The sequence below is a fragment of the Natrinema soli genome (assembly GCF_028618695.1).
In genome coordinates this window covers 1-12,064 of record NZ_JAQIVI010000421.1, presented here as the reverse complement: position 1 = coordinate 12,064, position 12,064 = coordinate 1, and the positions used below count along the sequence as shown (strand labels likewise).

Genomic DNA, 12,064 nt, shown 5'->3' with positions numbered 1-12,064 from the left:
GAGGCGTTCGACGGCGTCGCCCCGGTCGTCGAACTCGGGACGGCGACCGACGACGGTCGACTCGAGATCGATCTCGGCGACCGAACGATCGAGACCGACGCGGCCGCGATCCGCGAGCGACGCGCGACGATCGAACGCGAACTCGAGTGACGGGACCGATCGAGAGTCCCCGAACCGATTCGACGGATTTTTCGCCGTATTGTCCGGTATATTGATATACGACCGGGCCGATTCGTTCAACGAACCGCCAGACTGGAGGAAGTTCGATGTCCACAGATACCCCGTCCGTCCTGATCGTCGAAGACGAGCCCGACCTCGCGAACCTCTACGCCGCGTGGCTCGAGGACGACTGCGACGTCGAGACGGCCTACGACGGCAACGAAGCGCTCGACGCGATCGACGGCGCGATCGACGTCGTCCTCCTCGATCGCCGGATGCCCGGTCTCTCGGGCGACACCGTCCTCGAGACCATTCGAGAGCAGTCACTCGAGTGCCGGGTCGCGATGGTGACGGCGGTCGAACCCGATTTCGACATCGTCGAGCTCGGGTTCGACGATTACCTCGTCAAGCCCGTCTCGAGGGACGAACTGGTCGACATCATCGACCAGCTGCTCCTCCGGGCGACCCACGACGAGCAGCTTCAGGAGTTCTTCGCACTCGCGTCCAAGAAAGCGCTGCTGGACGACCAGAAGACCGAGTCCGAACGCCAGTCCAGCCAGGAGTACGCCGAACTCGAGGATCGGATGGCCGTCCTTCGCGTACAGGTCAACGACACGATGCAGGAACTCCTGGAACAGAACAGCTATCGGGAGCTCTGTCAGGACATTACGCGCGAATCCGTTTTTCAGGAGTAGCGGGGATCGATACAGCGTGGTGAAACGGGGTCCAGCAACCGACGAGCCGAAGTGCTCGTCCACGCGAAACGGTCTCACCGCTGAATCGGTCCATCGCTGAATCGGCCCAACCCGAACGCGGACTCGAGCGCCCGGATCGGTTACCCGAGTCGCCGTTCGAGCGTCGTGATGTCTCGGATTTCGATCCGCGTGCCGCCGTTCTGGCCGTTGGTGACGGTGCACTCCCAGTCGTGGGCTTCGGCGATGGCCCGGACGAGCGCAAGGCCGAGCCCGTCGGCTGCGGTGTCGTCGTCGGCGGTCGGATCGAGGACGCGTTCGTGTGCGTTCGGCGGGATTTCCGCGGCGTCGTCGAGCACGAAGAAGCCGCGACTGCCACCGTTCTCGAATCCGACCAGCCCGATCTGGATCGTCACGTCGCCGTCGGCCCGCGCGGCGGCGCTGTCGAACGCCGTCTCGAGCAGGTGGACGAACCGATCGGAATCCGCCCGGAGCGTGGCCGGGGCGTCGACGACGAGCGCGTCCGTCTCGAGGCGGGACTCCCCGACGGCGTCGTCGATCGCCGACTCGAGGTCGAGCCGGGTACGGGTACCGGTGGCAGTGGCGTTGCGGGCGAACTCCCGAACGTCGTCGACGAGGCGCTCGGCCCGGTCGAGGGTCGTTTCGACGGTGTCCTCCACGAGGGGGAACTCCCACTCGTCGGCACCGTCGTGCTCGAGCGCGTCGGCCACGGCCTCGAGCTGACGCTGCAGGTCGTTCGAGAGCACGTCGGCGACGGCTCCGAGGCGCTCGGTCTGGCGCTCGAGTTCGGCCGTGCGGTCCCTGAGGATCCGTTCCCGATCGGCTCGATCGAGGGCGGCCCGCGTGTTCTCGACCAGCGTCGAGATGAGGTCGACGTCGCTCTCGTCGAACCGGTGGGGCTCGAGCGACCCCGTCATGAGCACGCCATGGGTCCCGATCGGCGCGATGATCTCCGAGCGCAGCGGCGTGTCGGGATTGTAGATGTCGTCGACGGTTTCGAGGTCGTCGAACAGTTCGACGCCGCCGGCCTCGAAGACGTCCCAGACGAGCCCCTCGCCGGGATTGAACCGCGGGAGGCCACCGAACTCGTCGTGCGCGCCGGCGGTGCCGGCGACCGGCTCGAGGTAGCCCTGCTCCTGCTCGAGCAGCCAGATGCCGCTGATGGGGAGATCGAGCAGGTCGCTGCCGGAGTGGACGGCGATCGCGCAGATTTCCTCGGGATCGTCGGACTCGAGGAGCCACCGGGTGACCTCGTGCAACGACGTGACGACGCGATCGTACTCGTGTTGGTCGGTAATGTCTCGGACGACGACGGCGACGGTCGCCCTGTTGTCCTCGACGGGGACGAATCGGAACTCGCCCATTCGGTCGGTGCCGTCCGGTCCGACGTAGGAGAGCTCCAGCTGGCGACGGCCGGCGTTGCCGACGTCGACGTCGGCGATCGCCCTGCCGATCTCGACGGCGCGTTCGTCGTCGATCCCCGCCAGTTCGGTCAGGGTCTCGACGTGCTCGCCGACGAGTTGCGATCGGTCGATGCCGAGGGCCGACTCGGTCGCGCCGTTGGCGGTGACGATCTCGCGGTTGCGATCGAGCGTGACGACGGCGTCCCGGATCGCCTCGACGACCGCGGCGTGCTGGGCCAGCGTCGTCTCCTGGGCCTTCCGCTCGCTGACGTCGCGCATGTACACCGAGAGGCCGGTCTCGGAGGGGTAGGCTCTGGCCTCGAACCACGTCTCGAGGGGCGTGTGATAGATTTCGAACGAGACCGGCACCTGCTCGTCCATCGCGTGGTGGAAGCCGTCCGGGAACTGCGTCTCGACGGTTTGGGGGAACTCGTCCCACATGACCCGGCCGATCAACTCCTCGCGCGAGCGTTTCAGCAACGTTTCGGCTCGCTCGTTGAGATAAGTGAACCGAAAGCCGGTATCGAGGGCGAAGAAGGCGTCGGTAACTCGGTCGACGATCGGAACGGATCGCGTCGTCACGGCTCTCCACTCCCGTTCGGCGACGGATTCGTCGCTCCCTCTCGCTCGAGGAACTCCCCTCTCTCGGCCGTTTGCATCATCGACAGACAGTCAGCACATCGTTCGTGGGACGCCTATTTCAGTGTCGTGGCCGAGCGGTAGTGTCCGACTCACCTACACGAATTCACACGGTCACCGCAATGCCATCGACTGAGAGGAGACAGGAGCGCAAGCGGAAACGTGACCGTAACGCCACGCCGAGTCGGTGACCGGCTCACGAACCAGCTGATCAGTATAGGGGACGGAGTGAATGCCTTGAGCAACCGCGAGCGAAGCGAGCGGTTTGCGACGAGAGAGCGTCGCTCTCTCGGCATCAAGCGAAACCGACGGTTTCGCGGACCTTGTGGAGTCTGGCGGGACGTCCGTCCCGCTGACCTCGCGGGAACTTCGTTCTCGCTTAGCTTTACCGCTCACTCACGAAAGCGCGCTGAGCGCCTTTCGAACGACACCGCCGAAGCGGGCGAAGCCCGCAGAGGCGGCCTTTGTAGCGTAGCTTTTTGCAAGCGGTTCGAGCGACCGAAGGGAGCGAGGTCGTTCAAAACGGCGGAGCCGTTTTGCGATGCGAGAAATCTCCGATTTCTCAGCAACCCGCAACAAAGAGGTACCATGTATCGTAAGGGTTGCGCACGGTAGAACGCTATCTGCGGACGCGAGCTGGAACAGCGCTCGCTCAGAGGGAATCTCGGAGACGGTCAGAGAGTTGGAATTCTCTCTCAGTTGCTCAGGTGGTGTTCCGATTCCGTCCAGCACCGTTTTGGCCCCGTGTATGGATCGCTTTCGATCGTTTACGTGACGGTACACTCGAGTTGCACTCCGTCGATCCGGCACGCAGGTCGTTTCGGGGCCGTTTGTCGGAACGACCCCGACACCGCTCCTGTTGCGGTCCATTTCCGCGTGTTGTCGCCGCATTACAAATGTCCGATCCCTCGAGTGGACGACCACGTTGGTCGAGTTCACCGTCGCATCGGTCGGTCGTCCGTCTCTCACCGCCCCAGTCTACTATGAATAGGGAAGATCACATCGTCAGCGGCTTCAAGGCAACGCTCGCCGCGCGCGGCGTCTACATGCTCTCGAGCGCGCTGCTGATGTTCGTCCTGGCGCGGTACCTGCTCGAGCCGGACGGCTACGGCGCGCTCTACTGGGCGATCGGCGTGTTGGCGATCGTTCAGCTGTTCGCTGACCTCGGCCTTAGCCGATCCGTCGCGCGGTACATCTCCGAATACCGCGAGGCGGATCCGGGCCAGATCCCGCACCTGCTCAGGTCCACGGTCACGGCCAAGCTCGTTCTGATCGCGTTCGTCTCCTACGTCCTGTTGCTCTTTCACGAGCAGATTGCGGTCGCGCTCGGCGAACCGGACGCGGCCCCGTTTCTCGCCGCGGGCGTACTCTATCTCGGCGTCTTCTCCTTTAGCGCGTTCGTGCGGGTGGCGTTACAGGGCTTCAACCACCTCGGCTACAGCGCGCTCGTTCAGGCGATCAGCGGCGCTGCCCGACTCGTCTTCGTCGTCGCGTTCGTCCTCGCCGGGTTCGGTGCGCTCGGCGCGTTCTTCGGGTACATCGTCGGCTACGCCATCGCCGCCGTCATCGGGATCGGGATCCTCTACTACGGGTTCTACGTCCGATACGACGCCGCGGACGAATACGAAGACGGCCTCTCGCGCCGCCTCCTCGAGTACAGCGTTCCCCTGACGGCGACCCAGAGCGCGAACGTCATCGACAAGCAGATCGACATCGTGCTGGTCGGGGCCTTCATCAATCCGGCCGCGGTCGCGTTCTACACCCTCGCGAAGCAGATCACCGAGTTCGTGCTCGCGCCCGCGGCGTCGCTCGGCTTCACCATCTCGCCGAATTTCGGCGAACAGAAGGCGGCCGGCGAACTCGAGCAAGCCAGACGGATCTACGAGACCTCGTTGACGAACATCCTGTTGCTCTACATTCCGGCAGCGGCTGGCCTCACGATCGTCGCGGGACCACTCTTGACGATGGTCTTCGGAACCGATTACGCCGGTGCGATTCCCGTCCTGCAGGTGCTCGCCGGATTCGTCGTGCTACAGGCGATCACGAATCTGACCAGCGATAGCCTGGACTATCTGGGTCGCGCTCGAGCCCGGGCTGTCGCGAAGGGTGTGACTGCGCTGGCCAATTTCGGGCTGAACATCGCGTTGATTCCGATGATCGGCGTCGTCGGGGCGGCGATCGCGACGGTGGCGACCCACTCGGTGTACGTCGCGGTCAACCTCTACATCGTCCACACCGAACTCGGCCTGCACGTGGGGCGGCTCGTGCGGACGACGGGGCTGATCTGTGCGATTACGGGCGTCATGGCGGTCGCCGTCTTGCTCGTGACGCCGCTGGTCTCGAACCTGCTCATGCTGTTCGGGGCGATCGTTCTCGGTGCCGTCACCTGGGCCGTGCTGGCGGTGCTGAGCGGGCTGGTCGATCCGGGACAGGTTCGGTCGGTCATCGGGTGACGTCGGTTCGACCCGTTCGGGCGTTCCCCATCCAATTCCGCTGTCACTGAATGAACTATCAACGCTTATCCGACGACTCGGTGTCTAGTTCGTATGGCTGTTGCCGATCCCGTGACCGTCGGGGTACTGAGTCTTCACACGAGCAAGGAAACCAAGGCGATTCTCAACGCCGTCGAGGATCTCGGACACGACACCGAGTGGCTTCGCACCGAGAACACGTCGGTCAGCGTCACCGATGGCAGTCCCACGCTCGAGCCGGCGGTGGACGTCATCGCGAACAGGGTGCTCCTGTCGAATACCGAACAGCCCGCCGAGGAGCTCGGGCTGGTGAACGCGTTCTCGCAACTGGTCCCAACGCTCAATACGCCGACGGCGGTGATGACGGCGATCCACAAGCTCTCGACGGCGACCGCGCTCGCGTCGAACGACGTGCGGACGCCCGACGTGACGCTCGCATTGAGCGGCGAGCAGTTGAACGCTGCACGGGACCGATACGGCGAAGAGGCCGTCTACAAGACCGCCATCGGCACCCACGGCGGTGGGACGTGGAAGGTCGGCCCCGACGACCCGATCAACGCCAAGGTCGGTAACCGGTACGCCTTCCTGCAGGAACTCGTCGATCAGGAGGACGTTCGCCACCGCGATCTGCGCGTCTACGTCGTCGGCGGCGACGTCGTGGCCGCGATGTATCGCTACGCGCCGGACAACGACTGGCGAACCAACGTCGCGCTCGGCGGCTCGGTCGAGGACGCGACCGAGGACCTCCCCGACGAGGCCCGCGAAATGGCCCAGCGCGCGTCGGATATCGTCGGCCTCGACTACGCCGGCGTCGACCTCGTCGAGGGGGACGAGGGCTGGTTCGTCCTCGAGGTCAACCCGACGGCGGGATTCAAGGGTCTCTACGAGGCGACGCAGGTCAGCCCGGCGCCCTACATCGCGAAACTGGCGATCGAGCGCGGCGGCGGCGAGGTGGACGACGATCGGGTGCGAGAGCTCTCGAACGTCCTCGACGACTCCCGACCGACGGCCCAACCCCAGGAACCGATCTCACAGGACGCGGAACCGGCGGTGATCGGCTACACCGAGGAGGTCGTCCTCTCCGGCACGAGCGGATCGAAGTCCGTCCTCGCCAAGTCCGACACCGGTGCCACGCGGACGAGCATCGACACCGGTCTCGCCGCCGATATCGGTGCCGGCCCGATCAAGTCCATCACCCGCGTTCGATCCGGCAGCAGCAAACAGTCCAAGAGCCGTCCCGTCGTCGACGTTGTCGTCGGGGTCGGCGGCAACCAGCACACCGTCACGGCCAGCGTCGAAGACCGGAGCCACATGGACTACCCGGTCATTCTCGGCCGGGACATCCTCGAGAACTATCAGGTCGACGTCAGTCGTCGGATCGACAGCGACGCGGCCGACACGCCCGAAGAGGAAGAGGAATAACGAGTCGACCGGCCGCTCCGCTCGCCGATTTCTCAGTCCCGATTCACATCTCGGATCCGGTCGGGTTCGATCGAGAGGGGCTAATCGCTCGTTTCCGGTTCGATATTTTCCCTATCGAAAACAATATGGGCAAAACACGAAATTGAAGTTTCGATCGGTACATCTATTATTCCCTAATCCATTTCTGCAATCGTAGGAGACTGCTCATGTCAGACGACATACCGAATCACGACTGGTGGCCGAATCGATTGGACTTGAAGGTCCTCGACCAGAACTCCCAGCAAGCCGATCCGATGGGCGATGACTTCGAGTACGCCGAGGAGTTCCAGAAACTCGATCTCGAGGAGGTGAAGGCGGACCTCACGGAGCTGATGACGACGTCGCAGGAGTGGTGGCCGGCCGACTACGGCCACTACGGGCCGCTGTTCATTCGGATGGCGTGGCACAGTGCCGGCACGTACCGGACCAGCGACGGCCGCGGCGGCGCGGCCGGCGGTCGACAGCGCTTCGCGCCGCTCAACAGCTGGCCCGACAACGCGAACCTCGACAAGGCTCGCCGACTGCTCTGGCCGGTCAAGCAGAAGTACGGCCGCAAACTCTCGTGGGCCGACCTGATCGTTCTGGCCGGGAACGTCGCCCTCGAGTCGATGGGATTCGAGACGTTCGGCTTCGCCGGCGGACGCGAGGACGAGTACCAGCCCGACGAGGCCGTCGACTGGGGGCCCGAGACCGAGTGGGAAGCATCCGACCGCTTCGACGAGAACGGCGAACTCACGGGGAACCTCGCCGCCACCGTGATGGGCCTCATTTACGTGAATCCGGAGGGGCCCGACAGCGAGCCGAATCCGGAGGGATCGGCGGAACGGATCCGAGAGTCGTTCGGCCTGATGGCGATGAACGACGAAGAGACGGCCGCGCTCATCGCCGGCGGACACACCTTCGGGAAGGTCCACGGCGCCGCCGACCCTGACGAGCACGTCGGCCCAGAACCCGAGGCGGCCCCAATCGACCAACAGGGCCTCGGCTGGGAGAGCAGCCACGGCTCCGGCAAGGGCTCCGACACGATCACCGGTGGCATAGAGGGCCCGTGGAACAGCACGCCGACCCAGTGGGACATGGGCTACCTCGGCAACCTGCTCGACTACGAGTGGGAGCCGCACAAGGGTCCCGGCGGTGCGTGGCAGTGGCGGCCGAAAGACGAAGAGGCACACGACACCGCCCCGGACGCCCACGATCCATCGAAGAAGGTGACCCCGATGATGCTGACGACGGACGTCGCGCTCAAGCGCGATCCCGACTATCGGGAGATTATTGAGCGCTTCCAGGAGGACCCGACGGAGTTCCGGGAGGCGTTCGCGAAGGCCTGGTACAAGCTGATCCACCGCGACATGGGCCCGGCGGAGCGGTTCCTCGGCCCGGAAGTGCCGGACGAGGAGATGCTGTGGCAGGATCCCATCCCCGACGCCGACTACGACCTGATCGGCGACGAGGAGATCGCCGAGCTCAAGGAGGAGCTCCTCGCGTCAGATCTCTCGGTCTCTCAGCTCGTCAAGACCGCCTGGGCGTCCGCATCGACGTACCGCGACAGCGACAAACGCGGCGGCGCCAACGGGGCTCGCATCCGTCTCGAACCGCAGAAGAGCTGGGACGTGAACGAGCCCGAGGAGCTCGAGACTGTGCTGTCGACCTACGAAGCGATTCAGGAGGACTTCAACGGCTCGCGATCCGACGACGTTCGGGTCTCGCTGGCCGACCTGATCGTTCTGGGCGGTAACGCGGCCGTCGAGCAGGCCGCGGCCGAGGCCGGCTACGACGTCGAGGTTCCGTTCGAACCGGGCCGTACCGACGCGACGCAGGAACAGACCGACGTCGAGTCCTTCGAGGCGCTCAAACCGAACGCCGACGGGTTCCGGAACTACTACAGCGACGAGGCCGACCAGTCCCAGGAGGAACTGCTGGTCGACAAGGCGGACCTCCTGGACCTGACGGCACCCGAGATGACGGTGCTGGTCGGCGGCATGCGCGCACTGAACGCGAACTACCATGACTCCGAGCTCGGCGTCCTTACCGACCGGCCGGAGACGCTGACCAACGACTTCTTCGTGAACCTGCTCGACATGGACTACGAGTGGGAAGCGTCCGACGACTCCCAGGACATCATGGGCTGGGAAGCGCCCACCGACGACTCCGACGACGGCGAGGTGTTCGAGCTGATCGACCGCGAGACGGGCGAGCTCGAGTGGACCGCCACCCGCGCGGATCTCGTCTTCGGGTCGAACTCCCGGCTTCGAGCCATCGCGGATGTCTACGCGTCCGACGACGCGGAAGAGAAGTTCGTCCGTGACTTCGTGGACGCGTGGCGCAAGGTGATGACGCACGATCGCTTCGACCTCGAGTAATCGCAGCCGAGAGCCTCCCGGTCGGTGTCGCCGACCACCTCGAGTAATCGAACCGTCGCGACGATAGTCTATCGGGCGGCCGTCGCCCGAATCGCTGTTCGCTCGGTCGGTGACTCTCCGATCGCTCACTCGCTGTGGATGACGATTTCGTCGTCCGTGATCTCTTTTATCTGTGATGCGTCGACCGGATAATCGTCATCGCCGTGGCCGCCCCAATCGAGGCGCGCTTTGAGCCGGTCGGTGAGGCCTGGTTCGGGATCGATGTACGCCGTTTGCCCGTCGACCTCGGCGACCATGCCGACCTGCTGCCCGGAATCGTCGACGACGTCTTTGCCCTGTTCGTCGGTCGAGAGTTCGATCGACGCCGGTTCGGTCGCCTCGTCCGTCGCACCCATGTCGGCGTCGGCCCCGGCACCCGCCGTCCGCTCGTCGCCCTCGATACCGGTGGCGTCGGATTCGGTACTCGCCGTCGGTTCGCCGGCCGCAGTACCGGTCGTTTCGGTCTCCATCCCGGCGGTGGTGTCACCGGTCGCTTCGGGTTCCATCTCGCCGGTCCCCATGGACTCGTACTCGTCCACGTCGATGATCTCGCCCTCGAGCACCTCGCTGGCGAGGACCTCTGACTCGATCAGTTCGGTCTCCTCGAGCATGTACCGCATTCGCAGTCGCTCCGTGACCTCCTCTTCGATCGTCCGGCGCTCGAGGAGCTCGCTCTGGACGGCGTCTCCCTCGGTCCGTTGGCTCTGGATGACCTCCCGCTGGACCACGTCGTCGGGCGTCACGTTCGAGCGAACGACGTCGCCCTCGAGGATGGATCGCTGGACGCTCTCGAGTTCGATGTCCGTTTGGATATCGTCTCGCTCGAGTTCCTCGTCCTGCTCGATATCGACGTCGATGACCTCGCTCTCGACGATGTAGCGTTCGATTTCCTCGATGGTGTCCATATGCGTTTCGTCGACGGTCACCTCGATCACGTCGTCGGAGACGAACTCCGTCTCGACGATGTCGCGGCTCACCAGTTCGGAGTCGACGACGTCGCGCTCGACCAGATCAGTGTCGATCACCTCGCTCTCGATCGTGTCGCGTTCGACGATCTCCCGCTCGACGACCTGCGTCTCGACGATCTCCGTCGTCACCGTCTCGCCGCGTCGCAGCGAGTCCTCGAATTCGTCACGACCGAGATCGGCGCGTTCGAACGCTTGCTCGCGCTCGACGATCTCGAAGAAGCCCATCTCCTCGCCGGTCGGCTCCGCCTCGTGGTAGACGAATACGAGGTTGTCGTCGTCGAAGCGCTCCTCGAACTCATCCCAGGTGTACTCCTCGTGGTGCTCGCCCATCTCGTCGCGCCGGGCGAAGGAGTGGCCGTGGTCCTCGCTGTCACGGACCCTGACCGGAACGGCGTCGCGCGCCTCGGCCCACTCCCGGATCCGCTCGGGATCGGAGGTCATTCGCCGCTGCTCGGCTTCGCCAGTCTCCGTCGAGGATGTATCGTTTGCCATCTCCCGTTGGACTGAGACTGATCCGTACTTCAGTCAACAGGGCCATCCCGTCGGGACAGTGTCTCGTTTCTCGAGTCCCCTCGTTCGGCCGGCAGTGGCCGGGTCGTAATCCGTTATTGCCGTCTCTGACGGTAACCGTTTCACGACCCGCGAAGCCTGTAGTACGTTCTTACCGATCGCGAGAAGCGGTCCGTAATCAGGGATAGAGAGGGACAGAGCATCCAATCACGTCGATATTCGGCGACGTCCGACGGCCTCCCCTGAACACGGGACGAAGAAGCCGATCGCAACGGGACGGATACCGATTCGAGGAACGGAGATCGAACGCGTTCAATCCGACTCGTACTCGGCCCAGATGTACCGCGTGGCGACGCTCCGATACGGCCGCCACGGCTCGGCGATTTCGCGCATCTCCGCGCGGGTCAGCTCCTCGCCGTCTCCGTACAGCTGCTCGATTCCGCGGCGAACGGCGAGATCTCCGAGCGGGAGCACGTCGGGTCGCTCGAGGACGAACAGGAGGTACATGCGTGCGGTCCACGCGCCGATCCCCTTGATATCGGTGAGCAGATCGACGACCTCGTCGTCGGCGTAGGAGGCGAGTCCCGTCCGCGTGTAATCGTTCTCCTGAAAGGCGCGGGCGGCGTTCTGCACGTACTCGACCTTGCTCCGGGAGAGCCCCGCATCCCGGAGAGCCGCCTCGTCCGCAGCCAGGACGGACGCCGGCGTCACGTCGCCCTCGAGGAGGTCGAACACGCGCTCGCGGACGGCCGCCGCGCTCGCGGTCGAGAGCTGCTGGTTGATGATCGAGATACAGAGCCGCTCGTACTCGTCCCAGTCCGGTTCGGCGTAGGGGTCGTGCCGGTCGAGGAGCCCCGCCATAACGGGGTCCTCGCGGAGAACGGCGTGAGTCTCTTCGTTCATGCGCACGCGTTGATACGGGAGTACGGGACCGGAAACGCATAGACCTCTCGGTCGGAGGCCCCGCTCGAGGGGGTCAGACGAACTGCTGGGAAGTCAGTTCCGGCGCAGCCGCGACCCGTCCCGCGGCCGCTCCGGGACGTCGGTACACCACCCCATCTCACTCGAGGTCCGGGGAGCGTTCGGGCTCCACGTTCGCGAGTCGCATCGCGTTGCCGGTCACGCCGAGGCTCATTCCCATGTCGCCGACGACGACCGCCAGCGCGACGCTCACCAGCCCCAGCGGCACGCCGAGCGCGAGCAGCGCCTTCACGCCGAGGCTGGCCCAGACGTTCTGTCGGATGACGCCGTTAGCCGTGTGGGACAGCTCGTACAGGTACGGTAGCTTCCCGATATCGTCACCCATCAACGCGATGTCCGCCGTCTCGAGGGCGGTGTCGG

At 64.8% G+C, this 12,064-nt stretch carries 7 protein-coding genes and 1 pseudogene; 4 read left to right on the top strand and 4 right to left on the bottom strand.

From position 1 onward, the window contains the following. The first annotated feature begins 266 nt into the window (after nucleotides 1-266). The gene (locus PGX04_RS22985) at nucleotides 267-854 is read left to right on the top strand and encodes a response regulator transcription factor (protein WP_273740640.1); all 588 of its coding nucleotides are present in this window, start codon (nucleotides 267-269) and stop codon (nucleotides 852-854) included. 140 nt (nucleotides 855-994) lie between these two features. Here PGX04_RS22985 and PGX04_RS22980 read toward each other — a convergent pair whose 3' ends face one another. Beyond that, nucleotides 995-2,857 (bottom strand): PAS domain-containing sensor histidine kinase, encoded by a 1,863-nt coding sequence (locus PGX04_RS22980; RefSeq protein WP_273740639.1) that lies wholly within the window; start codon nucleotides 2,855-2,857, stop codon nucleotides 995-997. A 1,040-nt stretch (nucleotides 2,858-3,897) separates the two neighbouring features. Between PGX04_RS22980 and PGX04_RS22975 the strand changes: the two genes are divergently transcribed. From PGX04_RS22975 to katG, 3 genes are all read left to right on the top strand, one after another. Continuing rightward, nucleotides 3,898-5,367 (top strand): flippase, encoded by a 1,470-nt coding sequence (locus tag PGX04_RS22975; RefSeq protein WP_273740638.1) that lies wholly within the window; start codon nucleotides 3,898-3,900, stop codon nucleotides 5,365-5,367. A 93-nt stretch (nucleotides 5,368-5,460) separates the two neighbouring features. Then, entirely contained in the window at nucleotides 5,461-6,807 is a 1,347-nt protein-coding gene (locus PGX04_RS22970; RefSeq protein ID WP_273740637.1) for a RimK family alpha-L-glutamate ligase, read from the top strand. 206 nt (nucleotides 6,808-7,013) lie between these two features. Then, the gene (gene katG / locus PGX04_RS22965) at nucleotides 7,014-9,206 is read left to right on the top strand and encodes a catalase/peroxidase HPI (RefSeq protein ID WP_273740636.1); all 2,193 of its coding nucleotides are present in this window, start codon (nucleotides 7,014-7,016) and stop codon (nucleotides 9,204-9,206) included. 125 nt (nucleotides 9,207-9,331) lie between these two features. On the opposite strand, the gene PGX04_RS22960 is transcribed toward katG, so the two are convergent. From PGX04_RS22960 to PGX04_RS22950, 3 genes and pseudogenes are all read right to left on the bottom strand, one after another. After that, nucleotides 9,332-10,705: a hypothetical protein gene (locus PGX04_RS22960; RefSeq protein WP_273740635.1), complete on the bottom strand. Its 1,374-nt coding sequence runs from the start codon at nucleotides 10,703-10,705 to the stop codon at nucleotides 9,332-9,334. Between the two features lie 330 nt (nucleotides 10,706-11,035). Further along, entirely contained in the window at nucleotides 11,036-11,626 is a 591-nt protein-coding gene (locus tag PGX04_RS22955) for a DNA-3-methyladenine glycosylase family protein (protein ID WP_273740634.1), read from the bottom strand. A gap of 157 nt (nucleotides 11,627-11,783) precedes the next feature. Then, nucleotides 11,784-12,064: pseudogene (locus tag PGX04_RS22950) on the bottom strand (heavy metal translocating P-type ATPase); the annotation flags it as partial.

Coding starts and splice junctions, on each gene's coding strand:
- PGX04_RS22975 (WP_273740638.1), top strand. CDS start 3,898: ATGAATAGGGAAGATCACATCGTCAGCGGCTTCAAGGCAACGCTCGCC.
- PGX04_RS22970 (WP_273740637.1), top strand. CDS start 5,461: ATGGCTGTTGCCGATCCCGTGACCGTCGGGGTACTGAGTCTTCACACG.
- PGX04_RS22960 (WP_273740635.1), bottom strand. CDS start 10,705: ATGGCAAACGATACATCCTCGACGGAGACTGGCGAAGCCGAGCAGCGG.
- PGX04_RS22955 (WP_273740634.1), bottom strand. CDS start 11,626: ATGAACGAAGAGACTCACGCCGTTCTCCGCGAGGACCCCGTTATGGCG.
- katG (WP_273740636.1), top strand. CDS start 7,014: ATGTCAGACGACATACCGAATCACGACTGGTGGCCGAATCGATTGGAC.
- PGX04_RS22985 (WP_273740640.1), top strand. CDS start 267: ATGTCCACAGATACCCCGTCCGTCCTGATCGTCGAAGACGAGCCCGAC.